25 protein-coding genes are annotated in these 26,946 nt (G+C 66.2%); 13 read left to right on the forward strand and 12 right to left on the reverse strand.

Features of this window, described 5'->3' with window-relative positions; genetic code table 11:
* Positions 1-3: 3 nt before the first annotated feature.
* Entirely contained in the window at positions 4-492 is a 489-nt protein-coding gene (locus FQK05_RS15855) for an RrF2 family transcriptional regulator (protein WP_325063891.1), read from the reverse strand.
* Between the two features lie 108 nt (positions 493-600).
* Between FQK05_RS15855 and FQK05_RS15860 the strand changes: the two genes are divergently transcribed.
* Positions 601-1,170, forward strand: a complete 570-nt coding sequence (locus FQK05_RS15860) for a gamma-glutamylcyclotransferase family protein (RefSeq protein ID WP_158968586.1) — start codon at positions 601-603, stop codon at positions 1,168-1,170.
* Between the two features lie 15 nt (positions 1,171-1,185).
* On the opposite strand, the gene gltX is transcribed toward FQK05_RS15860, so the two are convergent.
* Positions 1,186-2,511, reverse strand: coding sequence for a glutamate--tRNA ligase (gltX, locus tag FQK05_RS15865; protein WP_158968588.1), 1,326 nt, complete (start codon positions 2,509-2,511; stop codon positions 1,186-1,188).
* A gap of 262 nt (positions 2,512-2,773) precedes the next feature.
* Between gltX and FQK05_RS15870 the strand changes: the two genes are divergently transcribed.
* Positions 2,774-3,727: an MBL fold metallo-hydrolase gene (locus tag FQK05_RS15870; RefSeq protein ID WP_158968590.1), complete on the forward strand. Its 954-nt coding sequence runs from the start codon at positions 2,774-2,776 to the stop codon at positions 3,725-3,727.
* Positions 3,728-3,824: 97 nt separating this feature from the next.
* On the opposite strand, the gene FQK05_RS15875 is transcribed toward FQK05_RS15870, so the two are convergent.
* Positions 3,825-5,483: an NAD+ synthase gene (locus FQK05_RS15875; protein ID WP_158968592.1), complete on the reverse strand. Its 1,659-nt coding sequence runs from the start codon at positions 5,481-5,483 to the stop codon at positions 3,825-3,827.
* Between the two features lie 214 nt (positions 5,484-5,697).
* On the opposite strand from FQK05_RS15875, the gene FQK05_RS15880 reads away from it, so the two are divergent.
* The gene (locus tag FQK05_RS15880) at positions 5,698-7,104 is read left to right on the forward strand and encodes an MORN repeat-containing protein (protein ID WP_158968594.1); all 1,407 of its coding nucleotides are present in this window, start codon (positions 5,698-5,700) and stop codon (positions 7,102-7,104) included.
* A 140-nt stretch (positions 7,105-7,244) separates the two neighbouring features.
* Here the strand turns inward: FQK05_RS15880 and FQK05_RS15885 are convergent, their stop codons facing one another.
* Entirely contained in the window at positions 7,245-8,021 is a 777-nt protein-coding gene (locus FQK05_RS15885; RefSeq protein ID WP_158968596.1) for a glycoside hydrolase family 25 protein, read from the reverse strand.
* A 447-nt stretch (positions 8,022-8,468) separates the two neighbouring features.
* On the opposite strand from FQK05_RS15885, the gene FQK05_RS15890 reads away from it, so the two are divergent.
* A complete protein-coding gene (locus FQK05_RS15890) occupies positions 8,469-10,064 on the forward strand; it encodes a 2-isopropylmalate synthase (RefSeq protein ID WP_158968598.1) in 1,596 nt (531 codons plus the stop codon).
* Between the two features lie 63 nt (positions 10,065-10,127).
* Here the strand turns inward: FQK05_RS15890 and FQK05_RS15895 are convergent, their stop codons facing one another.
* Entirely contained in the window at positions 10,128-10,862 is a 735-nt protein-coding gene (locus FQK05_RS15895; protein ID WP_158968600.1) for an SDR family NAD(P)-dependent oxidoreductase, read from the reverse strand.
* Entirely contained in the window at positions 10,852-11,190 is a 339-nt protein-coding gene (locus FQK05_RS15900) for a darcynin family protein (protein ID WP_158968602.1), read from the reverse strand. Before FQK05_RS15900 ends, FQK05_RS15895 begins: the two co-directional genes overlap by 11 nt.
* A 150-nt stretch (positions 11,191-11,340) precedes the next feature.
* Between FQK05_RS15900 and FQK05_RS15905 the strand changes: the two genes are divergently transcribed.
* The 7 genes from FQK05_RS15905 (at position 11,341) to FQK05_RS15935 (ending at position 18,698) form a co-directional block, all read left to right on the forward strand.
* A complete protein-coding gene (locus FQK05_RS15905; protein WP_158968604.1) occupies positions 11,341-11,934 on the forward strand; it encodes a TetR/AcrR family transcriptional regulator in 594 nt (197 codons plus the stop codon).
* Positions 11,935-12,043: 109 nt separating this feature from the next.
* Entirely contained in the window at positions 12,044-13,090 is a 1,047-nt protein-coding gene (locus tag FQK05_RS15910) for a rod shape-determining protein (protein ID WP_158968606.1), read from the forward strand.
* A 65-nt stretch (positions 13,091-13,155) separates the two neighbouring features.
* On the forward strand, positions 13,156-14,097 hold the full coding sequence (gene mreC / locus FQK05_RS15915) for a rod shape-determining protein MreC (protein ID WP_158968608.1): 942 nt from the start codon (positions 13,156-13,158) through the stop codon (positions 14,095-14,097).
* Between the two features lie 66 nt (positions 14,098-14,163).
* Positions 14,164-14,640, forward strand: coding sequence for a rod shape-determining protein MreD (locus tag FQK05_RS15920; RefSeq protein WP_199252691.1), 477 nt, complete (start codon positions 14,164-14,166; stop codon positions 14,638-14,640).
* Positions 14,637-16,580 carry a penicillin-binding protein 2 gene (mrdA, locus tag FQK05_RS15925; protein ID WP_158968610.1) on the forward strand — a complete coding sequence of 648 codons (1,944 nt, stop codon included), beginning with the start codon at positions 14,637-14,639 and terminating at the stop codon, positions 16,578-16,580. The genes FQK05_RS15920 and mrdA overlap by 4 nt, the downstream gene beginning before the upstream one ends.
* Positions 16,577-17,716, forward strand: a complete 1,140-nt coding sequence (gene rodA, locus FQK05_RS15930) for a rod shape-determining protein RodA (protein WP_158968612.1) — start codon at positions 16,577-16,579, stop codon at positions 17,714-17,716. The genes mrdA and rodA overlap by 4 nt, the downstream gene beginning before the upstream one ends.
* A 25-nt stretch (positions 17,717-17,741) precedes the next feature.
* Positions 17,742-18,698: a 2-hydroxyacid dehydrogenase gene (locus FQK05_RS15935; RefSeq protein WP_158968614.1), complete on the forward strand. Its 957-nt coding sequence runs from the start codon at positions 17,742-17,744 to the stop codon at positions 18,696-18,698.
* A 135-nt stretch (positions 18,699-18,833) separates the two neighbouring features.
* On the opposite strand, the gene FQK05_RS15940 is transcribed toward FQK05_RS15935, so the two are convergent.
* The 6 genes from FQK05_RS15940 to FQK05_RS15965 all read right to left on the reverse strand — a co-directional run bounded on the left by FQK05_RS15940 (position 18,834) and on the right by FQK05_RS15965 (position 25,655).
* A complete protein-coding gene (locus tag FQK05_RS15940; RefSeq protein ID WP_158968616.1) occupies positions 18,834-20,846 on the reverse strand; it encodes a M3 family metallopeptidase in 2,013 nt (670 codons plus the stop codon).
* A 345-nt stretch (positions 20,847-21,191) separates the two neighbouring features.
* Positions 21,192-22,235: a HesA/MoeB/ThiF family protein gene (locus FQK05_RS15945; RefSeq protein WP_158968618.1), complete on the reverse strand. Its 1,044-nt coding sequence runs from the start codon at positions 22,233-22,235 to the stop codon at positions 21,192-21,194.
* Positions 22,235-22,699 (reverse strand): dUTP diphosphatase, encoded by a 465-nt coding sequence (dut, locus tag FQK05_RS15950; protein ID WP_158968620.1) that lies wholly within the window; start codon positions 22,697-22,699, stop codon positions 22,235-22,237. Before dut ends, FQK05_RS15945 begins: the two co-directional genes overlap by 1 nt.
* Entirely contained in the window at positions 22,696-23,892 is a 1,197-nt protein-coding gene (gene coaBC / locus FQK05_RS15955) for a bifunctional phosphopantothenoylcysteine decarboxylase/phosphopantothenate--cysteine ligase CoaBC (RefSeq protein WP_158968622.1), read from the reverse strand. The genes dut and coaBC overlap by 4 nt, the downstream gene beginning before the upstream one ends.
* A gap of 75 nt (positions 23,893-23,967) precedes the next feature.
* Positions 23,968-24,687, reverse strand: a complete 720-nt coding sequence (locus FQK05_RS15960; protein ID WP_158968624.1) for a ChaN family lipoprotein — start codon at positions 24,685-24,687, stop codon at positions 23,968-23,970.
* 89 nt (positions 24,688-24,776) lie between these two features.
* Positions 24,777-25,655, reverse strand: a complete 879-nt coding sequence (locus FQK05_RS15965) for an RNA polymerase factor sigma-32 (RefSeq protein WP_158968626.1) — start codon at positions 25,653-25,655, stop codon at positions 24,777-24,779.
* 165 nt (positions 25,656-25,820) lie between these two features.
* Here FQK05_RS15965 and cobU point away from each other — a divergent pair, with 165 nt between their 5' ends.
* Both cobU and FQK05_RS15975 read left to right on the forward strand, forming a co-directional pair.
* Positions 25,821-26,342 (forward strand): bifunctional adenosylcobinamide kinase/adenosylcobinamide-phosphate guanylyltransferase, encoded by a 522-nt coding sequence (gene cobU / locus FQK05_RS15970; RefSeq protein ID WP_158968628.1) that lies wholly within the window; start codon positions 25,821-25,823, stop codon positions 26,340-26,342.
* Positions 26,339-26,917, forward strand: coding sequence for a histidine phosphatase family protein (locus tag FQK05_RS15975; protein WP_158968630.1), 579 nt, complete (start codon positions 26,339-26,341; stop codon positions 26,915-26,917). The genes cobU and FQK05_RS15975 overlap by 4 nt, the downstream gene beginning before the upstream one ends.
* The last annotated feature ends 29 nt before the right edge of the window (positions 26,918-26,946 follow it).

The raw sequence follows: 26,946 nt of genomic DNA on the forward strand, positions 1-26,946 counted from the left end.
CGATTACGGCGGGCAGGCACCTTCGGTCAGCTGCGCCATCAAGCCACCGCCATTGTGCAGCAGTTCGGACAGAGGGACATCATCCAGCGTCTCGTAGAAGGCGCGTTCGGCATTGGCCAGCGCCATCCGCAGGCGGCACGACGGCACCGCATCGCAGGACGCAGCTTTGCAACTGAAGCACTCGGTCAGCGGCACGCCACTTTCCAGGGAACGAAAGATATCGCCCAGACTGACGTCGCCCGCGGACCGGGCCAGGGCAAGCCCACCGCTGCGGCCGCGCTGCGTATCAAGGTAACCCATCTGCCCCAGGGCATTGATCACATGCGCCAGATGGTTTTCCGAAATGTTGCACTGCTCGGCGATCTCGGACTTCGTCACGCGACGACCCGGCTGGCTGGCACAGTAAAGCATCAGCCTTACAGCGATATTTGTTCTCTTTGTTATTCGCACGTCAATTGATCCTCTTGAACAGATTGAGTCGAACGACTCCACCCTAGAGGGCGTGATGTTGTTCTTGCACACGGGAGGAAAAGCCGATTTGACATACATCAAATTTGCCGGAAAAACATTCCGAGGAAATGAATGAATAGGCCAAGACAGATGAATGACCCATATTTCTTTGGTTATGGAAGTTTAGTTAATCGAAATACGCACACCTATCCCGGGGCCGAAAAGGCGCGGCTGAAGGGCTGGCGACGGGCCTGGGTGCATGTCGATCCCTGGCCTTCTGCCGTGCTGACGGCGGTGGCCGATCCCGAAACGGAAATCGATGGGCTGATCGCCAGTGTCCCCGGCGCCGATTGGGCGGCACTGGACGCACGGGAACACAATTACGACCGCCTGCCCGCCACCCATCAGGTCACCCACGGCCTGGACCGTCCGCTGGACGTCGCCGTCTACGCCGTGCACCCGGACCTCCACGCACAGCCGGAAAGGCGGGCGCCGATCCTGCTCAGCTATCTGGATGTCGTGGTACAGGGATATCTGCGGGAATTCGGGCCCCAGGGCGCGGCACAGTTCTTTGCCACGACCGACAACTGGGACACGCCGGTTCTGGATGACCGCACCCTGCCCCGCTATCCGCGCCACAAGGTGCTGACCGACGACGAACGCGCCGTCGTCGATCGCTGGCTGGCCGAGATCGAGGCCGTGATGCTGGCGCTGGACTAGGGGTCCGGCGAAGCGTCAGCCCTTCGCGCGGATCACCTGCAGCAGCGGCATCAGCTGGGCCATTTCCGGCCCCCGCTCCAGCCCCGTGACTGCCTTGCGCAGCGGCATGAACAGGCCCTTGCCCTTGCGGCCCGTCGCTTCTTTCACGGCGGCGGTCCAGGTCGACCAGGTGGTCTCGTCATAGGGCGCATCGGGGAGCAGCGTCATGGCTTCCGCGATGAACGTGCGGTCCTCGTCAGCGATCAGGGGCTCTGCTCCGTCGCGGCACAGGACCCACCACTGTTCCAGATCGGCCAGCGTCGCGATGTTGTCGCGCGCGACCAGCCAGAACGCCTCGGCCTTGTCGTCCGGGACACCGGCCGCGGCAACGGCCCCGGCCACCTCGGACAGGGGCTTGGCCTGCAGGACGCGTGCCGTCAGCGGGAACAGGTCCTTTTCGTCGAATTTCGTCGGCGCCGAGCCGAAATGGTGGATGTCGAACCCCTCGATCAGGTCCGCCATGTCGGTGCGCAGCTCGATCGGATCCGAGGAGCCCAGACGCGCCATCAGCGACAGGACCGCCATCGGCTCCACCCCTTGGGCACGCAGATCGCGCAGCGACAGGGTGCCAAGGCGCTTCGACAGCGCCTCGCCCTGCGGACCGGTCAACAGCGAATGGTGGGCGAAGTTCGGGACATTGCCGCCCAGCGCGTGGATGATCTGGATCTGGGTCGCAGTGTTGGTCACGTGGTCAGAGCCGCGCACGACATCGGTCACGCCCATTTCCGTGTCATCGACGACCGAAGCGAGCGTGTACAGGATCTGGCCGTCCGCCCGGATCAGCACCGGGTCCGACACTGATGCGGCGTCGATCGAGATGTCGCCCAGGATGCCGTCGGTCCATTCGATCCGTTCCTGATCCAGCTTGAAGCGCCAGACGCCGGGGCCGCGTTCGTCACGCAGCTTCGCCTTTTCGTCGTCCGACAACGCCAGGGCCGCGCGATCATAGACAGGCGGGCGGCCCATGTTGAGCTGCTTCTTGCGCTTCAGGTCCAGTTCGGTCGGCGTCTCGAAGGCCTCGTAGAAGCGGCCCATGTCGCGCAGCTTCTGGGCGGCTTCCTGATAGCGGTCCAGGCGCAGCGACTGGCGTTCGATCCGGTCCCAGGTCAGGCCCAGCCATTCCAGATCCTGCTTGATCCCGTCGACATATTCTTCCTTCGACCGTTCCGGATCGGTGTCGTCGATCCGCAGGATGAAGGTACCGCCCGCCTTGCGCGCGATCATGAAGTTCATCAGCGCGGCGCGCAGGTTGCCGATATGCAGATAGCCCGTGGGCGACGGGGCGAAACGGGTCGTGGTCATCGTGATCTCCTGTCGTGCGCGCTTTGTCACGCACGGGGCCAATTGTCCAGAACCGGCCTGCAGGGGCCTTCATCGGCCCCCGGGACCGCCGAATAGGGCGGCTGCAGGATTTGTCCAATCAAAGGCCAGCAATTCCTGGCGGTCATGTCGCCATCCTCACCGCGACGTGACTACTGTCGCGCCGGGAAATCTGGGATGATCCGCCTCGGCAGGGGGCATGTGCCGCCCGGCCCAAGGCAACCGACTGACGGAGGAGATTTCCATGACGGATCCCGTTTCCCGCCCCGCCGGCCTGACCCGACGCGCCGCCCTTGGCGCCGGGGCCGCCCTGCCCCTGGCCGCCGTGGCCGCCCCACTGGCCACGCCAGCCGCCGCCCAGACGGTCGCCGCCGGCCTGCCCCATGCCCGCACCTTCAAGCTGGGCGATATGACGGTGACGACGCTCCTGGATGGGTCCATGCCCCGCGAAGGGGTCAAGGACATCTTCGGGGTCAACGTATCGGCCGAAGATTTCGCCGATGTCGCGGCCGCGAACTTCATCCCCGCTGACATGGCGCAGTTCTATTTCACGCCGACGCTGGTCGATACCGGGTCGGAACTGGTCCTGTTCGACACCGGCCTGGGCCAGGGCGGGATCGCGAAGGCGCTGGCCGAGGCCGGCAGCAGCACGGATGCCGTGGATGTCGTGGTGCTGTCACACATGCATCCCGACCATATCGGCGGGCTGATGACCGATGGCCAGCCCACCTTCGCCAATGCGCGCTATGTCACCGGCCGGGCCGAATACGATGGCTGGATGGCCACCGGATCGAACGGCGTGACCAACCTGATGGCCAAGAATGTGGAACCCCTGAAGGAAAAGATCACCTTCATCGGCGACGGGGCCTCCATCGCGCCCGGCATCACAGCGCTGGACGCGCCGGGCCATACGCCGGGCCACATAATCTTCATGGTGGAAAGCGCCGGTGCGCCTCTGATGCTGACGGCAGACTTGGCCAACCACTACGTGTTCCCGTTCCAGAACCCGGACTGGCACACCAGCTTCGACACCGACAAGGAACAGGCCAGCGCCACGCGCCGCCGCGTGTTCGACATGCTGGCCGCCGACCGCGTTCCGATGATCGGCTACCACATGCCCTTCCCCGCCGCAGGCTTCGTCGAGGCCCGCGGCGACGGCTTCCGCTTCGTCCCCGTCAGCTACCAGATGATGGGCTGACACGGGGGTCCGGGGGAGCGCTGCTTCCCCGGGCGGGGGGGGAGCGGGGCAGCAGCCCCCCGTTCAGCCCCGGCGACGCACGCAGGTGCGGCGCAATTCACTTGGGCTCGCGCCACCGGTTCGCAATCGGATACCGCCGATCCAGCCAGAACGCCTTGCGCGACAGCCGCGCGCCGGGCGCGGCCTGGAACCGCTTGTACTCGCTGATATAGACCAAGTGCTCGACCTTGCGCGCGACAGCCTCGTCGATGCCGGCTGCCACGCAGTCGCCGACCGATCCTTCGTTCTCGACCAAAATCTCCAGGATCTTGTCCAGCTCCGGGTAGTCGGGCAGCGAATCGCTGTCCTTCTGGTCGGCACGCAGTTCGGCGCTGGGGGGCTTGTCGATGATCGCCACCGGGATGACCTCTCCGCCCGGGCCCTTCATCCAGTCACGGTGATTGGCGTTCCGCCAGCGGCAGGTTTCGAACACCCGTGTCTTGTACAGATCCTTGATCGGGTTGTAGCCGCCCGCCATGTCGCCATAGATCGTGGCATAGCCCACCGCGACCTCGGACTTGTTGCCGGTAGTCAGAAGCATCTCGCCGAACTTGTTCGACAGCGCCATCAGCAGCAGGCCGCGGATCCGGGACTGGACGTTTTCTTCTGTCAGGTCCGCCTTCCGGTCCGCGAACAGCGGCGCCAGGGTCGAGGTCACCGCGTCCCGCGTTTCGGTGATCGGCACAAAGTCGTAGGTGCAGCCCAGCCGTTCGGCCAGGTCTTTCGCGTCGTCCAGGGAGCCTTGCGAGGTGTATTCCGACGGCAACATCACGCAGCGGACGTTTTCCGCCCCCAGCGCATCGGCCGCGATTGCCGCGACCAGCGCCGAGTCGATGCCGCCCGAGAGGCCCAGCAGTACCTTCGTGAACCCCGTCTTCGCCATGTAGTCGCGCAGCGCCACCACCATGACCCGGTATTCCATTTCCCAGTCGTCGGGCCGCGGGGCCTTTTGACCCTCGGCAATGCGCCAGCCATCCTGCCCGCGCTCCAGATCGACATGGGCGATCGCTTCTTCCAGGAACGGCATCTGCACCGCCAGCCCGCCGCCCGGGTTCAGCGCGAAACTGGCCCCGTCGAAGACCTGGTCGTCCTGGCCCCCGAACATGTTCAGGTAGATCAGCGGCAGCCCGGTTTCGACAACGCGGGCGACCATCAGGTTCAGCCGCGTGTCGTGCTTGCCCCGGCTGTAGGGGGATCCGTTGGGGACCAGCAGGAATTCCGCGCCCGTCTCGGCCAGTGTCTCGGCAACATCCGGATACCAGGCATCCTCGCAAATGGGCGACCCGATGCGGGTATTGCCCACCGAATAGGGACCGCCCAGGGGACCGCTGTCGAAGACGCGGACCTCGTCGAAGACGTCGTTGTTGGGCAGGTGGTGCTTCAGCACGCTCGACGCGATCTTGCCGCCCTTCAGGACGTGATAGGCGTTGAACAGCTCGGCACCTTCGACCCATGGGCCGCCGATGGCCAGCGCCGGACCGTCCGCGCAATATTCCGCCAGGGCCTCGATCTCGGCAATGGCAGCGGCCTGGAAGCTGGGCTTCCGGATCAGGTCCTGAAGGTTGTAGCCGGTGATGAACATCTCTGTCAGCGCGACAAGGTCGGCGCCGGCGGCCTTGCCTTCTTCCCAGGCCTTGCGGGCTTTTGCGGCGTTTCCGGCCAGGTCGCCCACGGTCGGGTTCAGCTGCGCCAGGGTCAGGCGGAAAGTGTCGGCCATCTTTGGTCGTGCCTTCTTGCTTGGTTCGTTTCGCGGCGGTTCGGGGCGGACCGGCCGTGTCGTCGGGCCCAAGCCATGTAGCAGATCGCCCACAAAGGAAAAGTGTTAAGGGTCGACAGCGTTGCCCGCGCGCGCGCGCTGACTTAGTTTTCGGCAGACAGCGGGAAATTATGGCCCGGGCGCCCACCCCGCGGCGTTCCGAGGGGGACGGAGAATGAGACAGTCCATCACAGCACGTATCGCGCCGGCCCTGCTGGCCGCGCTGGTACTGCCTGCACCGCTTGCGGCGCAGGATGGCACTGTCCAGACGGCGCAGGACGATATCGGCGGCATCTACGAAGGCACGTTCCGCGGCGGGCTGCAGCACGGCACAGGCACCTACCGGCTACCCAACGGCTATGAATACACCGGCGACTGGGTGGACGGAGAGATTCGCGGACGCGGCACAGCGCGCTTTCCCAACGGGTCGGTCTATGAAGGCGAATTCGCCAAGGGCAAACCGAACGGGATCGGCAAGATCGTCTTTTCCGACGGCGGCACCTATGACGGCGAATGGGTCGATGGCGTGATCGAAGGCCAGGGTGTGGCCGTCTATGCCAATGGCGTCCGCTACGAAGGCGGCTTCGGAAACGCCCAGCACAACGGTCGCGGCGTGATGCAGATCCCCGGCGGCTATGTCTATGACGGCGACTGGGTCGACGGCCAGAAACAGGGCACGGGCAAGATCACCTATCCCGACGGCGCGGTCTATGAAGGCGGCATCGAACAGGGCGAGCTGTCGGGCGAGGGCCGCCTGACCCTGCCCGACGGGCTGGTCTATGAAGGTCCGTGGCGGAACGGCCAGATCAATGGCGTGGGCCGGCTGGTCCAGCCCAATGGCGACGTCTACGAGGGCGAGCTGGTCGACGGCAAACGCCAGGGCCAGGGCAAGGTCGAATATGCCAATGGCGACGTCTACGAAGGCGGATTCCGGGACGACCTGCGCGACGGCCAGGGCACGTTCACCGGGACCGACGGCTATGTCTACACCGGGGCCTGGGTGAACGGTCAGATCGAAGGCCAGGGCCGCGTCACCTATCCCGACGGCGCGGTCTATGAAGGCCAGTTCCGCAACGGACTGGCCGAAGGCACCGGCAAGATCACCTATTCCGACGGATCCAGCTATGACGGCGAATGGGTCGAAGGCGTGATCGATGGCCAGGGCACGGCGACCTATGCCAACGGCATCGTCTATGTCGGCGGCTACAAGGCCGGGCTGAACCACGGCCACGGCATCATGACCTATCCCGACGGCTATCGCTATGACGGCGACTGGCTGGACGGCAAACGACATGGCGAAGGCACGGTCACCTATGCCGACGGCGCGGTCTATACCGGCCAGTTCATCAACGACCAGCGCGACGGCACCGGCCGGATCGAGACGCCGGACGGATTCGTCTACGAAGGCCAGTGGGTCGAGGGCAACATCGACGGCACCGGCACCGCGACCTATTCAAACGGCGACGTCTACGAAGGCGAATTCCAGGACGGCAAGCGCCATGGCCAGGGCACGATGCGCTATTCATCCGGGACCGAACGCAGCGGCACCTGGGAAAACGGCACCCTGACCGAAGGCGGCTGACACCTGCCGTGCCGACCGGAGTCCTTCCGGACAGTCGATATTGCGACCCGCGCGCCTGCCGATGCAGCGCCGCGGGTCGGGACCCGCGGCCACACGGCCCGGCGCCTGCCCCGGCCCAATGCGATCACTGGGCGGTCGGGTCAGCGTAGCTGCCAGCGCATCCAGTCATCGTGCGAGCCATAGAAGACGTTGATGTCCACGTCCCCCCGGATGCCCGGGACGATGCCGGTGCTGGTGTACTGCCAGAACCGCCAGTGTTTCCGGCCATAATGTTCATGCGGCATCTTCGTGACCGAGCGCACCCAGAACTCTGTATCCGCAAGCTGCCCGATGCCGGTGTCGTCGAAGAAATCCGGCGTGGTGTAGATGATCGGGCGAGAGCCGTAGTGCTGTTCCAGGATATCCAGGAACTTCTTCGCCTCGGCCCGGACGGTCGCCCCCGGCGGGCGGATCGTGCAGGTGGGCGAAAACGGCGTCCATTCCATGTCCAGCACATGGGTCAGCGCGCGCGAATCCCGGGGCACGTTGCGGATGAACCAGCGGGCCTGCTCCTCGGCCGGGCGGCACCAGTAATAGAAATGGTAGGCCCCCCAGGGGATGTCCGCGTGCCGGGCGCCCTTGCGGTGCTCGTCGAACATCGGATCGAACAGGTCGCCGCCTTCGGTCGCCTTGATGAAGGCGAAGCGCACGCCGGCCGCCCGGGCCGCGTTCCAGTCGATGGCGGACTGGAAGCGCGAGATGTCGATGCCGTGGATCGGATAGGCCGACGGCCCGTTCCGGCCCCAGTCCACGGGATCGCTGTCGCCGAAAGCGTTGTCGCCGTAATCCACCGGGATTATCGATGGCACACTGCCCCGCCCGCCGCCGCAGGCCGCAAGGACCAGGCAGGTAAGGAACATGAAGATGCGCGCGGTCATTGCCTGACTCCGTTTGTCGCCTGCCCGTATGTCAGTATATCCGGTCTGTCCCCCGCCCCGCCAGACATTCGCTGCGGGACCGGCAGAACCGCCCGCGACGTCCGGCGGTTCGGTCGCCGCATCGATCGCGCAACAAAAATGTGCCAACCCCGGGCAATTCGCGCTTTTCTTCCGCGGCTGGTCCGGTATAGCGTGCGCCCATGATCGACCAGGTTGCATATCCTGCACAGGCAATTCCTGCCCGCCGCCCCGCTTCGGGCGGTGTTTCCGGTCTACTGCTAGTCCGCCTCTGAGCGTGCCATAGGCGCGCCCGCTCAGAGGTTATTGCCTGCGCGCCCCCGGCATCGGATCACCACACAGCCAGACCTGAACCCGCCCCTGACAGGGCAACTGGCCCGATCCAATGCCGGTTCACAGAGGCTTTTGGACAAACTAGGAACCGACATCATGACCGCATCCATCGCAGCACCCGGCGCAACCGACGGCGACCGCGTCCTCATCTTCGACACCACGCTCCGTGACGGCGAACAAAGCCCCGGCGCGACCATGACCCACAACGAGAAGCTGGAGATCGCCGAGCTTCTGGACCAGATGGGCGTCGACATCATCGAGGCGGGCTTTCCCATCGCCTCCGAAGGCGACTTCCGCGCCGTGTCGGAAATTGCCGAACGGTCCCAGGACGCCGTGATCTGCGGACTTGCGCGCGCCAACTACGCCGATATCGACCGCTGCTGGGAAGCGGTGAAGAAGTCCCGGCAGCCCCGGATCCACACCTTCATCGGCACCTCGCCGCTGCACCGTGCGATCCCGAACCTGACCATGGACGAGATGGCGGAACGGATCCACGACACCGTCAGCCACGCCCGCAACCTCTGTGATAATATCCAGTGGTCGCCGATGGACGCGACGCGGACCGAATGGGACTATCTTGCCCGGGTGGTGGAAATCGCGATCAAGGCCGGTGCCACCACGATCAACATTCCCGACACCGTGGGCTATACCGCGCCCGTCGAAAGCGCCGACCTGATCCGGCGGCTCATCGCCGAGGTGCCTGGGGCCGAAGACGTGATCTTTGCCACCCACTGCCACAACGACCTTGGCATGGCGACCGCCAACGCGCTTGCCGCTGTCGCGGGCGGTGCGCGCCAGATCGAATGCACGATCAACGGCCTGGGCGAACGCGCCGGCAACACCGCCCTGGAAGAGGTCGTGATGGCCCTGAAGGTGCGCCACGACATCATGCCCTGGCATACCGGCGTCGACACGACGAAGATCATGCACATCTCGCGCCGGGTGGCGACGGTGTCGGGCTTCCCGGTCCAGTTCAACAAGGCCGTGGTCGGCAAGAACGCCTTTGCCCATGAAAGCGGGATCCACCAGGACGGCGTGCTGAAGAATGTCGAGACCTTCGAGATCATGCGCCCCGAAGACGTGGGCCTGTCGTCGAATGCGCTTCCGCTTGGCAAGCATTCGGGCCGCGCGGCGCTGCGCGACAAGCTTCGCCAGCTTGGGCACGATGTCGGGGACAACCAGCTGAAGGACATCTTCGTGCGGTTCAAGGAACTGGCCGACCGCAAGAAGGAAGTCTACGACGACGATATCGTGGCGCTGGTCAGCGATACCGCCGAAGCTGCCGGCGCGGCGCATCTGAACCTCGTCTCGCTTCGGGTCACCTGCGGCACCCATGGGCCCGCAGAGGCCACGATCGAAATGGAAGTGGCCGGCAAAGAGGAAATCGCCACCGCCCAGGGCGACGGCCCGGTCGACGCCTCCTTCAAGGCGGTGCGCGCGGTCTATCCCAACAAGGCGCGGCTGCAGCTTTACCAGGTCAGCGCGGTGACCGAAGGCACCGACGCCCAGGCCACTGTGACCGTGCGCCTGGGCGAGGACGGCGTGATCGCCACCGGCCAGTCGGCGGATACCGACACGGTCGTGGCGTCCACCCGCGCCTATATCGCGGCGCTGAACCGGCTGATCGTGCGCCGGGACAAGACCGGCCCGGGCGTCGACGCGCGCGAGATCTCCTATAAAGACGCCGGCTGAAATCAGGCGCGGGACAAGGCCTTTACAGCAAGGGCCTTGTTCCCTGCCCCAACCGGCAGGGCGCTAACCGTTCCGGAGCATGCGCTGCAACAGACCCGGGGCCAGACGGTGCAGCACGCGCGCGGACCGCGCCTTGCCGATCCATATCTCGTCTTGTCCGGCCTCCACCCCTGACAGCAGCGCCTCGGCCGCCTGTTCGGCCATGATCTTACCGGCCCCCCGCCCGGCCGTCATGTCGGTCGCGACCAGCGGCATCACCGCATCGATGACGCGTACCGGCAGACCGGCATCCTCCACCTGATACCGCAGACCGCGGGTGAAGCTGCCCAGCCCGGCCTTCGACGCGCAGTAGACGACGGCCGACCGTTTCGGCGCAAGCGCGAGGCCGGAATTCACGTTGACCAGCACCGCCTGCGGCCCCCGACCCAGCACCGGCAGCAGGCCCGCCGAAAGGTGCATCGGCGCGGCCAGGTTCACCGCCAGTTCCGTCTCGATCCTTTCACCTGCCCCGGCAAGACCGGCTGTCAGGTCGTCCTCGATCTGGATCCCCGCATTGTTGATCAGCCCGTCCAACCGCCGCCCGTCCGACAATTGCTCAATCAGCGCCGTCCGGGCGACAGGGTCCGCCAGATCGCAGGTCAGACGCTCCACCCTTTCCCCAGGCAGCGCCGCCAGCGCGGCGCCGTCCCGCGCGATGGCCACGACACCGGCGCCCCGGGCCAGCAGCCCCAGGACCAGCGCCCGACCGATCCCGCGCGAGGCGCCGGTGACCGCGATCCGCGTGCCCTCAAGCCGCATCGCCCGAGGCCTCGAAGGTGCGGTATCCGTCCTCGAAGGCCGGGACGATCTCCACCACCTCGAAGTGACCGTCGGCGATCAGGGGCGAATCCCGCAGCCGTTCCATCGCGAAGTACCAGGTCTTCGGATCCCCGGCCTCGATCATGGCCACGTCGCTGACCCGCGCATTGAAGGCCTCGGCATCGAAGAAGCGCAGGCTCAGGCCCTTGTCTCCGAACTCTCCGAAGGCCTCCGCCAGGGCCGCCTCGCCGATCCGGCTGCGTTCGTGTCGCGGCAGCGCCAGCCAGGACGGGTTCGCCCGCAGCATCAGGAAAATCGTCAGTTTCATATCGTCTCTCCGACCGAAGTTGATCTGATGGCAAAAATGTGAGTATGTACTCACATTCTCAACTCGCCTTCCGGTCCCATGGTCCCAGTCGAAAATCTGCCAAGGAAATCAGCACGTCAGGCCCGGGCAAAGGCGACGCAGGACGCGATTGTGGAAGCCGCCGCTCGCATTCTGGAAGAGGCGGGACGGGACGGGCTGAACACCAATGCCATCGCGGCAAGGGCCGGGGTCAGCATCGGGTCGCTCTACCAGTACTTCCCGAACAAGGAGGCGATCCTGGCCACGCTGGTACGCGGCAAGCGCACCGACCTGATCGTCCGGATGCGCGCGGCGGTCGAGATGGCGCAGGACCTGTCCCCCGAGGACGCGGTCGAGACGGTGATCGATGCCGGGATGATGCACCACTATACCCGCCCCCGCCTGACGCTGGAGCTGGAGGCGATGGAGACGCAACTGGCCATCGGGGACGAGACCCGGGCCCTGTCGGCCGAGATGGCCGACCTCGTGCTGGACACGCTGCGCCGCGTCACCCCTGCCGCCGGCCCGCAGGAGGCAGCGGACGTGATTGCGATCTGCAAGGGCCTGATTTCGGCAGCGTCGATCCCCGAGGGAGCGGACGGGCCCGCCCTGGTCCGCCGCTGCCGGTGGGCCGTGCTGGGATACCTCGACAGAATCGATTCGCGGGCATCTGCCCGAAATAGCCGCACGGCCGCGACGCCTTCCCCGACGATTCAAGCGGAATAGCGCCTTAGGCCAGCTGACCCCCCTTTCGCCCCCGTGGGCAGGCGCCTATAAGACCACAGCCCAGCGGCGCGGGAGTCGTCGCACGTACTATTCGCTTGCGGGACAAATCATGGGGATGCTGGACAATCTCGGCGGCCTGTTCTCTTCGGACATGGCCATCGACTTGGGGACTGCCAATACACTTGTTTACGTCAAGGGGCGGGGGATCATCCTGTCAGAACCATCCGTGGTGGCCTACCACGTGAAAGACGGCGTCAAGCGGGTGCTGGCCGTGGGAGAAGACGCCAAGCTGATGCTGGGTCGGACCCCCGGCTCCATCGAAGCGATCCGCCCGATGCGCGAAGGCGTCATCGCCGACTTCGACACTGCGGAAGAGATGATCAAGCACTTCATCCGCAAGGTGCACAAGCGGTCGACCTTTTCGAAGCCCAAGATCATCGTCTGCGTGCCGCATGGCGCGACACCCGTTGAAAAGCGCGCGATCCGCCAGTCGGTCCTGTCGGCCGGCGCGCGTCGCGCGGGCCTGATCGCGGAACCCATCGCCGCAGCCATCGGCGCCGGCATGCCGATCACCGACCCCACGGGGTCGATGGTCGTCGACATCGGCGGCGGCACAACCGAAGTCGCGGTCCTGTCCCTGGGCGACATCGTCTATGCACGGTCCGTCCGCGTCGGCGGCGACCGCATGGACGAGGCGATCATCAGCTACCTCCGTCGCCAGCAGAACCTGCTGATCGGCGAAAGCACGGCGGAACGCATTAAGACCTCCATCGGATCGGCGCGGATGCCGGACGACGGGCGCGGCGCCTCGATGGAGATCCGCGGTCGCGACCTGCTGAACGGCGTGCCGAAGCAGATCGAGATCAACCAGGCGCAGATCGCCGAGGCGCTGGCCGAACCGGTGCAGCAGATCTGCGAGGCCGTGATGGCGGCTCTGGAAACCACGCCGCCCGACCTGGCGGCCGATATCGTCGACCGCGGCGTCATGCTGACCGGCGGCGGTGCCCTGCTGGGCGACTTGGATCTGGCGCTGCGCGAACAGACCGGCCTGGCCGTGTCGATTGCCGACGAAAGCCTGAACTGCGTGGCGCTTGGCACCGGGAAGGCGCTGGAATACGAAAAGCAGTTGCGGCACGCTATCGACTACGAAAGCTGACGGGGATCCGGAATCCGGGGGCTTGACGCTTCCGGACCCGGTTCGAACGCAACGGGACGCCCCTTTTGGCCAAGGAACGCGCACAGACCCACGACTATGCGGGGCCGCTTCGGCGTCTGCTGCTGATCGTCGTCTGCGCGATGCTGCTTGCACTGTTCCTGTTCTGGCGGATCGACAGCCCGCGGGTCGAACAGTTCCGCGCCAAGGTCGTCGACCGGATCGTGCCCAACATGGACTGGGCCATGACGCCGGTCACGGGGCTGGTCAACCTGGCCCGCGATTTCAAAAGCTATCGCCGCCTGGCCGAGCAGAACCAGGAACTGCGCAGCGAATTGCGCCAGATGCAGGCCTGGAAAGAGGCCGCGTTGCAGCTGGAACAGGAAAACGCACGTCTGCTGGACCTGAACAACGTACGGCTGGACCCGCGGCTTACCTTTATCACTGGGGTAGTGATGGCCGATGCCGGATCGCCCTTCCGCCAGTCGGTGCTGCTGAACGTCGGCACCCGTGACGGCATCGTCGACGGCTGGGCCACAATGGACGGGATCGGGCTTGTTGGCCGGATTTCCGGCACGGGCCGGAATTCGTCCCGCGTCCTGCTGATCACCGATGCGGCCAGCGTGATCCCGGCGATCATCCAGCCTTCGGGACAGAAGGCACTGGTGGCCGGCGACAATACCGCCGCCCCCGTCATCGATTTCCTTGAAAACCGCGACCTTGTCCGCCCGAACGACCGGGTCGTGACCACCGGCGACGGCAAGGTCTTTCCCGCGGGCCTGCTGATCGGCCACGTGGTCGAGGATCGGTCGGGCAACCTGCGAGTCCGTCCTTCGGCCGACCTGTCACGGCTGGAATACCTGCGCATCCTGCGCCACCACGGGACCGAGGCGATCACCGATCCCGGTGGCGTCGTGGCGCCCGAAGCGCCCGTAGCCCCCCTGCCCGGGGACGGCGCCGAAACCGACGCGCCAGAGACCGGCCCACAGGCCAGCGCTGGGGATGGCTGAGCGATGGAACCGATCTCTCCCGGGCGGATCTGGTCGAGGCGGGCGATCTATGTCTGCGTTGCGCTGGTGATCCTGTTCACCCAGCTTCTGCCGCTGGACACGGCGCCGCGCGGCTGGGCTGCGCCGGACATGCTGTTGTGCGTGACACTGGCCTGGTCGATCCGCTGGCCGCGTTATGTACCGATGCTGCTGGTCGCCGGCGTGGCCCTGATCGCGGACTTGTTACTGCAGCGCCCCCCCGGTTTGATGGCACTTCTTGTTGTGATCGCCAGCGAATACCTGAAAAACCATGCAACCGGCCCCAATCAGGCCGGATTGACGGTCGAATGGATAACGGTGTCACTGGTCATGGGTGCGATCTTCTTGGCGTATCGGTTGGTTCTTGGAATACTTGGGATCGGCCAGGCTCAGGTCAGCCTGATGTTGACACAGATTGTGGGAACGATGCTGGTCTATCCCCTTGTCGCTGTTCTGTCGCGCCTGGCGCTGGGCGCCCCGGCCCCGATCGGCGGCGACCCCGACGGACGTGGAGGCCGCGCATGAGACGACCGCCACGCGAACTCGAACTGCTGAACAAGAAGACCAACCGCCGGGCGCTGATTCTGGGCGGCGCCCAGGCGGCCGTGATCGGCACTCTGGCGCTCCGCATGCGCTATCTCCAGGTCGAGGAAGCGGACCAGTTCCGCCTTCTGGCCGAAGAAAACCGCATCAACCTGCGCCTGATCCCGCCCGCCCGCGGCCAGATCTATGACCGGAACGGCATCATCCTGGCCCGCAACGCCCCCAGCTATCGCATCGTCATGGTGCGCGAGAACGCGGGCGACGTCGACGCGGTGATCGACCGGCTGTCGAAACTGGTCGAGCTGGACGAGGAAAAGCTGTCCCGCGCGGTGGAGGAGCTGAAGCGCAGCCCCCCCTTCCTTCCGGTCACCCTGGTCGACCAGGTCAGCTGGGACGTGGTCAGCCGCGTCGCCGTGAACGCCCCGGCCCTGCCCGGCATCACGCCCGAGGTCGGCCTGACGCGGATGTACCCGCAGTCGGAAGAATTCGCCCATGTCGTGGGCTATGTCGGCCCCGTCTCGGACTATGACCTGTCCAGAATGGAGGACCCGGATCCGCTGCTGACGATCCCGCGCTTCCAGATCGGCAAGCTGGGGGTCGAATCGAAGCAGGAAGAGCTGTTGCGCGGCAAGGCCGGCACCAAGCGGGTCGAGGTCAACGCCACCGGCCGCGTAATGCGCGAGCTCAGCCGGCGCGACGGCGAGGCCGGCGCCGACCTCCAGCTGACCGTCGATGCGGACCTTCAGGGCTATGTCCAGGCGCGCCTGGGCCAGCAAAGCGCCAGCGCCGTGGTGATCGATGTCGAGAACGGGGACATAAGGGCGATCTGTTCGACCCCGGGCTTCGATCCCAACCTCTTCGTACGGGGGATCTCGGTCGCGGACTACAAGACCCTGATGGAAAACGACCATCGGCCGATGGCCTCGAAGGCGGTACAAGACCTTTATCCACCCGGATCCACCTTCAAGATGATCACGGCGCTGGCCGCACTCGAAGCGGGCATCATCTCTCCGGAACAGACGGTGTTTTGCGGGGGCTACCTGACCGTGGGCAGCCGCCGCTTCCACTGCTGGAAGCGATCCGGCCATGGCCATGTGAACCTCCACGATGCGCTGAAGGGCAGCTGCGACGTCTATTTCTACGACGTGGCGCTGGAGGTCGGCATCGACAGGATTGCCGAGATGGCCCAGCGGTTCGGCCTGGGGCTTCGGCCAGACGTGCCGATGTCGGCAGTGGCCGAGGGCCTGGCGCCCACCAAGGACTGGAAACAGAAGAGCTATGGCCAGGAATGGCTGGTGGGCGACACGGTGAACGTATCGATCGGACAGGGCTACATGCAGGCCTCGCCCCTGCAACTGGCCATCATGACCGCCCGTATCGCCACCGGCCGCAGCGTGACGCCGCGGCTGGTCCGGTCGATCGACGGGGTCGAGACTCAGTCGGGCGCAGGGACCGACATGGGCATGAATGCCCGCAGCATGCGGATGATCCGCAACGGCATGTTTGCCGTCGTGAACGAACGCAGCGGAACCGCCAACCGCAGCCGGATCGTGGCCGACGGGATGGAGATGGCCGGCAAGACCGGGACCAGCCAGGTCCGCAACATTTCCGAGGCGGAACGCCGCGCCGGCGTTGTCCGGAACGAGGACCTGCCCTGGGAACGACGCGACCACGCGCTGTTCGTCTGCTTCGCGCCCTATGACAAGCCGCGTTACGCCGTGTCGGTCGTGGTCCAGCACGGCGGCGGCGGGTCGGCCGTGGCGGCCCCGATCGCGCGGGACGTGATGCTTCAGGCGCTTTACGACGGCACCCCGCCCCTGACGGCCTATCCCAGTGCCGACCGGTCCAAGGTGAAGGCCCAGCAGGAACGGCTGCACCGCGAACAGTTGCGCCGCAACAGCGAACGGAGCAGTCAGGCATGAGCTACCTGGAATATGCGGTCAAGACGATGCCGTCGGGGCCGCGCAAGATCCTGTACCTGAACTGGCCGCTGATCCTTCTCTTGATCTCGGTCGCGGCGATGGGCTTTCTGATGCTCTATTCCGTGGCCGGCGGGCGCCTGTCGGTCTGGGCGGAACCGCAGATGAAGCGGTTCGCCATGGGCTTCGCGGTGATGATCGCCGTGGCGCTGACGCCGATCTGGTTCTGGCGCAGCATGTCGGCGGTAGCCTATGCGATCTCGGTCCTGCTGCTGATCGCGGTCGAGGTCATGGGCTCGATCGGGATGGGTGCGCAGCGCTGGATCGACCTGGGCTTCATCATCCTGCAGCCGTCCGAGCTGTGCAAGATCGCGACCATCATGCTGCTGGCGGCCTATTACGACTGGCTTCCGGGCAAGAATACGTCGAAACCCCTTTGGGTCGCGGTGCCGGTCCTGCTGATCCTGCTGCCGGTCGGTCTGGTGCTACGCCAGCCCGACCTTGGGACCGCCATCCTGATGGTGACCGCTGGCGGCGGGCTGATGTTCTTGGCCGGCGTCCACTGGGCCTATTTCGCGGCCGTTATCGCCATGGTCGGGGGCCTTGTGACGGCCGTCCTGGAAAGCCGCGGCACCAGTTGGCAGTTGATCAAGGACTACCAGTTCCGCCGCATCGACACTTTCCTGGACCCGGCGTCGGACCCGCTGGGCGCGGGCTATCACATCACCCAGTCGAAGATCGCGCTAGGGTCCGGCGGCTGGACCGGCCGCGGCTTCATGCAGGGCACCCAGTCGCGTCTGAACTTCCTTCCCGAAAAGCACACCGACTTCATCTTCACGACGCTGGCCGAGGAATTCGGCTTCATCGGCGGCTTCTCCCTTCTTGTCCTCTATGCGCTGATCATCGTCTTCTGCGTCGCCACGGCGATGTCGACGATCGACCGGTTCGCCTCGCTGCTGTCGCTGGGCGTGGCGATGACGTTCTTCCTGTTCTTCTCGGTCAACATGCTGATGGTGATGGGGCTGGCGCCGGTCGTCGGCGTGCCCCTGCCGCTGGTCAGCTATGGCGGGTCGGCCATGCTGGTCCTGCTGGCCGCCTTCGGGCTGGTCCACAGCGCGAATATCCACCGTCCCCGCTGAACGAACACCGACCGAAAGGCCCCCGATGACTTTGAATATCCTCTTCCACGCCGATTCCGATCACTGGGACGAATACCGACAGCCCCTGCCCGCCGCACTGGAGGCTGCCCTTGAAGGCACCGGCGAAACGGCGGATCTGCGCACCGCCGGCGGCTTTGCGCCGGAAGAGGTCGACTTCATGGCCTATGGGCCCACCAACGACCCGCTGGATTTCACGCCCTACACGCGGCTGAAGCTGGTCCAGAACCTCTGGGCCGGGGTCGACAGGGTGATCGGAAACAAGACGCTGACCCAGCCGCTGGCGCGTATGATCGACACCGAAGGCCTGACCGCCGGTATGGTGGAATGGGTCACCGGTCACACACTGCGCCATCACCTGGGCATGGACACGCATATCCTGGGCCAGGACGGCATCTGGCGGAACGATACGCCCCCGCCGCTGGCCAAGGACCGCCCCGTGACGATCCTGGGCATGGGTGCGCTGGGATCGGCCTGTGGCCAGACGCTGGCGCGCCTTGGCTTTCCCGTCACGGGGTGGAGCCGCAGCCCGAAAAGCATCGATGGCATCACCACGCACCACGGCCCGGAAGGCCTGCGGACCGCACTGTCCGGCGCCCAGATCGTGATCCTGCTGCTGCCCGACACGGCCGAAACGAAGAACACGCTGAACGCCGACACGCTGGCCCTGCTGGCGCCGGGTGCCATGGTCATCAACCCGGGCCGCGGGCCGATGATCGACGATGACGCCCTGATCGCGGCGCTGGATTCCGGCCAGCTGAGCCATGCCACGCTGGACGTCTTCCGGGTGGAACCCCTGCCGGCAGACCATCCGTTCTGGGCGCATCCCAAGGTCACGGTCACGCCGCACATCGCGTCCTGGACCCGACCCGACAGCGCTTCGAAGATCGTGGCGGAAAATGTCCGCCGCCTGGCGGTGGGCGAACCCTTCATCAACCTGGTCGACCGCAGCCTCGGCTACTGACCGCCACCCTTCCGACCCAGGCATGCGCCCGGGTCGGAAGGGGTTTTGCGCTCGCCGCAAAACCCCTTGGGCGGGGTGAACGGGCAGCCCGGGCGCGCCGCCGTCAGGCGGCTGTCCCCGGCCCGTCCAGGACCATCAGGCCGCTAGTCCCCTGCCCTTCAGCAGCGCCTCGACCCCCGGCATCCGGCCGCGGAACTCGACATACAGCTCCTCGGCCTCGACCGATCCGCCGCGGCTCAGGATCGACGCTTCCAACGCCCGGGCCCGTTCCGGGTCGAAGGCATCGCCCGTCTCCTCGAAGGCCGCGAAGGCGTCGGCGTCCATCACTTCCGACCACATGTAGCTGTAGTAGCCGGCCGAATAACCGTCGCCCGAAAAGACGTGCGCGAATTGCGGCGTCGCGTGGCGCATGGCGATGGCGGCGGGCATGCCGATCCCTTCCAGCACCTCGGCCTGTTTGGCCATCGGATCCGCGGGCGGGGTGCCTTCGTGGAAGGCCATGTCGACCAGCGCCGAGGCCACGTATTCCACCGTCTGGAAGCCCATGTCGAAATTCGCGGCCGCGATCACCTTTTCCACCATCTCGGGCGGCATCGCCTCGCCCGTTTCCGCATGGGTGGCGAAACGCGACAGGACCTCCGGCACGTCCAGCCAGTGTTCGTAAAGCTGGCTGGGCAGTTCCACGAAATCCCGCGCGACCGAGGTACCGGACATCGATTCATAGGTCACGTCCGACAGCATCTGGTGCAGCGCATGGCCGAATTCGTGGAACAGCGTCCGCGCCTCGTCCCAGGACAGAAGCGCCGGATCGCCCTTGGCGAAGTTGCAGACATTGATCACGATCGGCGCCTGCGCCTTCGGGAACCGCGCCTGCTGCTGCATGGCCGAACACCACGCGCCCGACCGTTTCGATCCGCGTGCGAAATAGTCGCCGATGAACAGCGCCACATGTTCGCCCTTCCGCGTCACCTCCCACGCCCGCGCGTCCGCGTGATAAAGTGGCAGATCGACGGACTTGAACTCCAGCCCGAAAAGGCGATTGGCACAGTCGAAGGCCGCCTCGATCATCCGGTCGAGCTGCAGGTAGGGCTTCAGGTCCGACTCGTCCAGATCGAAGGCCGCCGCCTGCCGCTTCTGCGCGTAGTAGCGCCAGTCCCAGGGCGCCAGCGCGCCGTTGATCCCGTCGGCATGAAGCATTTCCTCCATCGCCGCGGCGTCTGCCTCGGCCCGGGCCCGCGCCGGCTGCCAGACGGCCATCAGAAGGTCCTTCACCCGGTCGGGGCTGCCCGCCATCTCTGTCTCCAGCTTGTAGGAGGCGAAATCGGCATAGCCCAGCAATTCGGCCCGTTCCTTGCGCAGGGCCAGGATCTCGGCCGCGATGGGGCGGTTGTCGCGGAGGCCCTCATTGGCCCCGCGGGACGTGAAGGCGCGCCAGACCTTTTCGCGCAAGTCCCGCCTGGGCGAGGTTTCCATGAAAGGCACCGCCAGCGAGCGTGACAGCGTGATCACCGGACCGGCACTGCCCCGTTCCTTGCCGGCATCGGTCGCGGCCTTCACCAGGAACCCGGGCAGGCCTTCCATGTCTTCGGGCGCCAGCCCCATCTCCCAGTCCCGTTCGTCGCCCAGCAGGTTCTGGGTGAACGCGGTGCCGAGTTCCGCCAGACGCATCTTGATCTGCTTCATCCGCGCCTCGGCAGTGCCGTCCAGCGCCGCGCCGGCACGGACGAAACCGCGGTGGCTGAGATAGAGCAGCCGGTCCTGCTCCGGCGACAGGTCCAGCCTATCGCGGGCGTCCCAGACGGCCCGGATCCGGGCATAGAGCGCCTTGTCCGAAGTCATTTCCGCGTAATGCGCCGCAATCTTGGGGGCGAAGGTGCGCTGCAGCTCCTCGCGCCGGGGCGAACTGTCGGCGCCCGATAGCGTGTAGAAGACCGACAGCACCCGGTGGAGCGCTTGGCCGGACGTCTCGAGCGCCTCGACGGTATTGGCGAAGGTCGGGGGTTCGGGGTTGTCGCGGATCGCGGCGATCTCCGCCTTGTGATCGGTCAGGGCGGCGTCGAGCGCCGGGGTGAAATCCTCGTCCGAGATCCTGTCGAAGGGCGCCAGCGTGAAGGGCGTCTCCCACGGGGCAAGCAGCGGGTTGTTCATGGGTATTCTCCATCCAGTTGGGCCAAAGCTATGTGCGGGTGGCGTCATGGTCCAGTGGGGGCGCGGGAATAACCGGTCCGGCGCCTGAGACCGGGTTGCACCGCGCATTGGCGTTGCGCTTTAGGATGGCGGTTACTGGGGGCTCTGATTCACCACAAAGAGGGCCCGTCCTATTGGCAGAACCACCGTCGCTGACGATGCCTGAGCCCCTGGCCATCCCGTATCAAGGGCAAGCCGCGCGGAACGCACGGGGCATGCGCACCCTTGAAGCGGGATGGCCGGAAGCTCCGGGACGCCATCGCGACGGTGGCTCCGCGAAGAGGATTTCGGGGGCGCGGCGGGTCCTCAGACGTGGCGGTGGCCGCAAACCTGGCAGTCGGGGTTGCGGCCGAGACGGATCTGGCGGGTTTCGCCCCAGAGCGCATCGTATATCAGCATCGAGCCGCGCAGCGGCGCGCCCGCGCCAGTGATCAGTTTCACCGTCTCGACCGCCATCATGGCACCGACCACGCCCGGGAGGGGGCCCAGAACGCCGGCCTCGGCGCAACTGGGCGCGAGGCCCGGCGCCGGCGCTTGGGGGAAGATACAGGCGTAGCAGGGAGCACCTTCCGCCGGGTCGAAGACCGAGAGCTGACCTTCCCATTGCGAGAGAGCGCCGGAAACCAGGGGTTTGCCCAGCGCCACGGCCGTACGGTTGGCAAGGTAGCGGGTGTCGAAATTGTCGGTGCCGTCCAGAACGATGTCGTAGTCGGCGAAGAGCGCCTGGGCCACGTCCCCGGTCAGGCGGCGGTGATAGGGGCGGACGGTGACGAAGGGGTTCTGCGCCATCATCGCGGCCTGGGCCGAGAAGACCTTGGGCGTGCCGATGGCGGCATCCGCGTGGATCACCTGGCGCTGGAGGTTGGCGTTTTCGACCACGTCGCCGTCGATCACGCCGATGGTGCCAACACCGGCCGCGGCCAGGTACTGGAGCGCGGGCGCGCCAAGACCGCCTGCGCCGATCACAAGGACACTGGCCTGTTTCAGCCGCTTCTGGCCCGGGCCTCCCAGTTCGCGCAGGACGATGTGGCGGGCATAGCGGTCAAGCTCTGCCTCGGAAAAGGTCCCGGCGGATTTGGGTTCTTCCGGGGGGGTGGCGACGCGGCGCTTCAGCCAGGCGACGCCCTGCCCGTAGACCAGTGCCACGGCGGCAAAGCCCAGCACCATGAACCACAGCGCGGGAGATCCTCCGGTCGCGACCCGCAGCGGATGGCCGTCGGGCAGGACCAGCTGGGCGATCAGGACGCCCAGGAACAGCATCCCCACCATGACGACGCGCTGCCGGGACGGGATCTTCAATAGAAGCCCCAGGCCCCAGATCCCGGCGGCCAGGATCAGGACCAGAAGCATCAGCCGCGCCCCGTGGAGCCGAAGCCGCCCTCGCCCCTTTCGGTGTCCGACAGGCTGTCGACAAGGTCGAAGCGGGCCTGCAGCACGGGGGCCACCACCATCTGCGCGATGCGGTCGCCATGGGCGATGGTGAAGGGCTCGGGCCCGGCGTTCATCACGATGATGGCAATTGGCCCACGATAGTCGCTGTCGATGGTGCCAGGACTGTTGGGCAGCGTGATCCCGTGTTTCAGCGCCAGGCCGGACCGCGGGCGGACCTGCACCTCGTACCCTTCGGGGATTTCCATCCGAAAGCCCGTGGGAACCAGCGCGCGGGCACCGGGCGCCAGCTCCACCGTGCCGCGATCGGGCAGGTCGGCGCGGATGTCGGCACCGGCCGCGCCCGCCGTCTGGTAGGAGGGCAGCGGCAGGGACAGGTCGGCCTCGGGCAGGCGTTGCAGGCGGATCAGGACAGGTGTGGTCATGCGGTCAGTGTCTCGGCAATGCGGTCGGCCAGGCGGCGGGCGACCTGGTCCTTGGTCATGCGGGGCCAGTCCTCGGCGCCCGCGTCCGAGATCAGGGTCACCGCGTTCTCGGTCCCGCCCATGATGCCCGTAGCGGGGCTGACATCGTTGGCCACGATCCAGTCACAGCCCTTGCGGGCGCGCTTGGCGGTGGCATGGGCCACGACATCGGTGGTTTCGGCCGCGAAGCCCACGACAAGACCCGGGCGTCCGGTGGTCTTCTGCGAAACCGTGGCCAGGATGTCCGGGTTTTCGGCGAATTCCAGCACCGGCAGGGCGCCGGCGACCTTCTTGATCTTCTGCCCGGCTTCCGAGGCCACGCGCCAGTCGGCCACGGCGGCGGCGAAGATGGCCGCATCCACGGGCAAGGCGTCCTCGACCGCGGCCAGCATCTGGGCGGCGGTCTGGACCTTCACGACCTGCACGCCTTCGGGGGGCGGCACGTCGGCCGGACCGGTGACGAAGATCACGTCGGCGCCCAGCCCCGACAGGGCCGATGCTATGGCCGTGCCCTGCGCGCCGGACGACCGGTTGGCGATATAGCGTACCGGGTCGATCGGTTCGTGTGTTGGGCCAGAGGTCACGAGGATCCGGCGCCCCTTCAGGGGCCCGTCGCGCAACGCGGCCTCGATGGCGGCGACGATCTCCAACGGTTCGGACATCCGGCCCGGGCCGAATTCGCCGCAAGCCATGGTGCCTTCGTTCGGGCCCACGAACAGGATTCCGTCGCCCGCCAGCCGTGCCCGGTTCCGGACGGATGCAGGATGGTCGTACATGCGGACATTCATCGCCGGCGCCACCAGCACGCGGGTGTCGGTGGCCAGCAGCAGGGTCGAGGCGAGATCGTCCGCCAGCCCGTTGGCCATCTTGGCCATCAGGTCGGCCGTGGCGGGCGCCACGACGATCAGGTCGGCGCTGCGGCTCAGTTCGATATGGCCCATCTCGGCCTCTTCGGTCAGGTCGAAGAGGTCGCGATAGACTTTGTGACCAGCCAGCGCGGCAACCGACAGGGGGGTCACGAATTCCTCGGCCGCGCGGGTCAGGACCGGCGTCACCTCTGCCCCGCGTTCGCGCAGCCGGCGGATCAGGTCCAGGGACTTGAAGGCCGCGATGCCGCCGCCGATGATCAGAAGGATGCGCTTACCGCCCAGCATCTGCGTCACTCCCGCGCTTGGTGCGGGCGCACCTTAGAAGCGGTCGCCGGGAAGGACCAGCGGGTTTCGCGCCGCTCACTCCTTGCGGAGCGGTTCGCAGGCATCGTCCCGTTCGACCCCGGGACTGGAGAGGACGGCGTTGAACCGCCCCTCGATCCGGCCGTCCTCGGCCTGGCCCAGAGAGAAGACCTTGATCCCGGGCTGCGCCAGTTCCAGGGCCGCCGGGACGCCCCAATCGGAGCGTGCATGACCGTTGCCGGCAATGACGACGACCGGTCCCCCGGTGGCTTCCAGCGCACGCAGCGCCGCATCGGCCAGCGCCGCATCCCGGGCGCGCTGCACCTCCACCATGGCGGGCAGTTGTTCGTCGGGAAGCATGTCGCAATGGGCGGCCTTCTGCAGCGCCTCGCGTTCTTCCTGCTCGGCCGGGGGCAAGGGATCGCCCAAACGGAACCGCAGCGCGGTAGGCAGCACGGCAGCAGCCCCCCGGCGATAGATGTCCATCAGATCCTCGCGGGCGATTTCGGCGCCATAGTGCTTTGCCGCGGGGGCTGCCTCGATGATCGGATAATAAAGATCAAAGCCGGGCCAGCCGGAGTTTTCCCAGTCCAGCGCGGTGGCCAGCGCGTCCTTGTCGCCGATCAGGTCCGGCGTGATCAGCACGGCGTCGGTGGGCGACATCATTTCCCAGACCACGGCCCTGGGCTTCAGCTCGGCCACCACGGCGGCCTGACGGTCGTGGTGATGAACGTTGTCGTGGTTTTCGCCCACGATCACGATATTTGCATCAGTCATGGCCTGTTGGGCCGGGGGCTCCAGGCCCTCGACCGCATGAGCCCCGACGGGGACCAGACCTAACCAGAGACACAGCGCGACTCGACCCTTCATACGAGAAGGTTCTGCACCTCGCGGGACTGGCCTTCAAGGCACTTGCGCATCTTCTTGAAGGCGGCGGCTTCCAACTGCCGGACACGTTCCTTGGACAGGCCCAGCTCTGTTCCAAGGCATTCCAGCGTGCGTGGCTCTTCCTTCAGCTTGCGTTCGGCCACGATGAATCGTTCCCTCTCCGACAGTTTGGACAGGGCCATCACGAGCCATTCACGCAATTGTTCATTATCCAGGTCGTGCTGGACCCGGATTTCGGCCCCCGGCGTCTCGTCTTCCAGCAGGTCGATCCATTCGCGGCCGTCCTCCTCCTGCACCTGGGTGGCGTTCAGCGAGAAGTCGGAACCGGACAGCCGGCCATCCATCATCTCGACGTCCGAGGCAGAAACGCCGATCTCGGCCGCGATCATCGCGTGAAGCGCACCGCGGTCCAGTTCAACGCCTTCCGACGCCGCCTCGCGCTCCAGCTTGGCCTGGACACGACGTAGGTTGAAGAACAGGGCCTTCTGCGAAGAGGTGGAACCGGTCCTGACCAGCGACCAGTTCCGCATCACGTAATCCTGGACAGACGCGCGGATCCACCAGACGGCATAGGTCGAAAAGCGCACGCCGCGGTCGGGGTCGAATTTCTCCGCGGCCTTCATCAGGCCCAGCCCCGCCTCCTGGATCATGTCGTTCATCGGCGCGCCATAGCGCCGGAACCGGGCCGCGACCGAAATCGCCAGCCGCATGTAGGCCGTGATCAGCCGGTGCAACGCGGCTTCGTCGCGGTCATCGCGCCAGGCCCGGGCCAGAACCATTTCCGTTTCGGCATCAAGCAACTCTGCCCGTCGGGCAATACGCGACAGGTCAAATGAAAGGGGGTCTGCAGTGGCCATCTGAAGCTCCTATCTGTCATCGCCCCGGTTGCCGCCGCCTACGGGCTTGCCCGACGCTGTTGCATTGACTACGCACGGGAACGCAAAACGGATCATGACCGGGACAATTTGCCCCACCCGGACCCGCACGGGCATCCCGGCCCGGTCGCAGAACGGAGTTTCCTCATGCTTCCCAGCCGAACCCTGGTCATCGGCGGGGCCGCGTCCGGCAAGTCGGCCTATGCCGAAAGCCTGGTCGAGGCCGCGCCGCGCCCGCATCTGTACCTTGCCACGGCCGAAGCCCAGGATGCCGAGATGTCGGCCAAGATCGCGCGCCATGTCGGCCGCCGCGGGTCAGGCTGGCAGACGCTGGAATGTCCCTGGGACACCGAAACATGCCTTCTGGGCCTGCCCCAGGGGGCGGTGGCACTGCTGGACTGCGCGACGATCTGGCTCAGCAACCGGATGATGAAGGATATCGACCCCCAGGTCGCCGTGTCGGATCTGCTGGCGGCCATCGACGGCTGCAAGGCGCGGCTTGTCGTGGTGACGAACGAACTGGGCCACGGGATCGTTCCCGCCGATGCGCTGTCGCGCCGTTTCCGCGAGGCCCATGGCCGGATGAACATCGCGTTGGCAAAACAGGCCGACGCGGTCACGCTGGTCACCGCCGGCCTGCCCCAGGCCCTGAAGGGAGAGCTGCCATGACCCGCCTGCACCTTGTCCGCCACGGGCCGACCCATGCCAAAGGCATGGTGGGCTGGAGCGATCTTCCCGCCGACCTCAGCGACATGCGCGCCGTGGCGCGGCTGACCGCCTTCCTGCCGGAAGACGCGGTCATCGTGTCGTCCGACCTGAAGCGCTGCGTTGCCACCGCCCAGGCCATCGCCGACGACCGGCCCATGCTGCCGCCGCAGGATGCCCTGCGCGAAATCCATTTCGGTGAATGGGAATTGCGCAGGCATTCCGAGATCACCGAAACCCACCCGGAAACCAGCCGCGCCTTCTGGTCCACCCCCGGCGACGTCCGTCCCCCGGGTGGCGAGACCTGGAACGAGATGCGCGCACGGGTCGATCCCGCCATCGACGCGCTGATCGCGGCGCATGAAGGCCGGGACATCATCGTCGTGGGCCATTTCGGCATGATCCTGGGCCAGGTCCAGCGCGCCCGCGGCGTCACCCCGCGCGAGGCGCTGGGCCAGAAGATCGACAACCTTTCCGTCACCGAGATCACCTGGTCCCCGGACGGCTGGACCGTCGGCCGCGTCAGCCACCTGCCCTGAAAAACTAACGTCTGCTTTCGTCCGTTAAC

Source organism: Chachezhania sediminis, assembly GCF_009765275.1.
GTDB classification, from domain to species: Bacteria; Pseudomonadota; Alphaproteobacteria; order Rhodobacterales; family Rhodobacteraceae; genus Chachezhania; species Chachezhania sediminis.

Coding starts and splice junctions, on each gene's coding strand:
- FQK05_RS15960 (WP_158968624.1), bottom strand. CDS start 24,687: ATGACTGATGCAAATATCGTGATCGTGGGCGAAAACCACGACAACGTT.
- FQK05_RS15940 (WP_158968616.1), bottom strand. CDS start 20,846: ATGAACAACCCGCTGCTTGCCCCGTGGGAGACGCCCTTCACGCTGGCG.
- cobU (WP_158968628.1), top strand. CDS start 25,821: ATGCTTCCCAGCCGAACCCTGGTCATCGGCGGGGCCGCGTCCGGCAAG.
- FQK05_RS15900 (WP_158968602.1), bottom strand. CDS start 11,190: ATGAAACTGACGATTTTCCTGATGCTGCGGGCGAACCCGTCCTGGCTG.
- rodA (WP_158968612.1), top strand. CDS start 16,577: ATGAGCTACCTGGAATATGCGGTCAAGACGATGCCGTCGGGGCCGCGC.
- FQK05_RS15875 (WP_158968592.1), bottom strand. CDS start 5,483: ATGGCCGACACTTTCCGCCTGACCCTGGCGCAGCTGAACCCGACCGTG.
- FQK05_RS15870 (WP_158968590.1), top strand. CDS start 2,774: ATGACGGATCCCGTTTCCCGCCCCGCCGGCCTGACCCGACGCGCCGCC.
- FQK05_RS15910 (WP_158968606.1), top strand. CDS start 12,044: ATGGGGATGCTGGACAATCTCGGCGGCCTGTTCTCTTCGGACATGGCC.
- FQK05_RS15945 (WP_158968618.1), bottom strand. CDS start 22,235: ATGCTTCTGGTCCTGATCCTGGCCGCCGGGATCTGGGGCCTGGGGCTT.
- FQK05_RS15885 (WP_158968596.1), bottom strand. CDS start 8,021: ATGACCGCGCGCATCTTCATGTTCCTTACCTGCCTGGTCCTTGCGGCC.
- FQK05_RS15975 (WP_158968630.1), top strand. CDS start 26,339: ATGACCCGCCTGCACCTTGTCCGCCACGGGCCGACCCATGCCAAAGGC.
- FQK05_RS15965 (WP_158968626.1), bottom strand. CDS start 25,655: ATGGCCACTGCAGACCCCCTTTCATTTGACCTGTCGCGTATTGCCCGA.
- FQK05_RS15860 (WP_158968586.1), top strand. CDS start 601: ATGAATGACCCATATTTCTTTGGTTATGGAAGTTTAGTTAATCGAAAT.
- FQK05_RS15890 (WP_158968598.1), top strand. CDS start 8,469: ATGACCGCATCCATCGCAGCACCCGGCGCAACCGACGGCGACCGCGTC.
- FQK05_RS15880 (WP_158968594.1), top strand. CDS start 5,698: ATGAGACAGTCCATCACAGCACGTATCGCGCCGGCCCTGCTGGCCGCG.
- FQK05_RS15935 (WP_158968614.1), top strand. CDS start 17,742: ATGACTTTGAATATCCTCTTCCACGCCGATTCCGATCACTGGGACGAA.
- coaBC (WP_158968622.1), bottom strand. CDS start 23,892: ATGCTGGGCGGTAAGCGCATCCTTCTGATCATCGGCGGCGGCATCGCG.
- mrdA (WP_158968610.1), top strand. CDS start 14,637: ATGAGACGACCGCCACGCGAACTCGAACTGCTGAACAAGAAGACCAAC.
- FQK05_RS15895 (WP_158968600.1), bottom strand. CDS start 10,862: ATGCGGCTTGAGGGCACGCGGATCGCGGTCACCGGCGCCTCGCGCGGG.
- dut (WP_158968620.1), bottom strand. CDS start 22,699: ATGACCACACCTGTCCTGATCCGCCTGCAACGCCTGCCCGAGGCCGAC.
- gltX (WP_158968588.1), bottom strand. CDS start 2,511: ATGACCACGACCCGTTTCGCCCCGTCGCCCACGGGCTATCTGCATATC.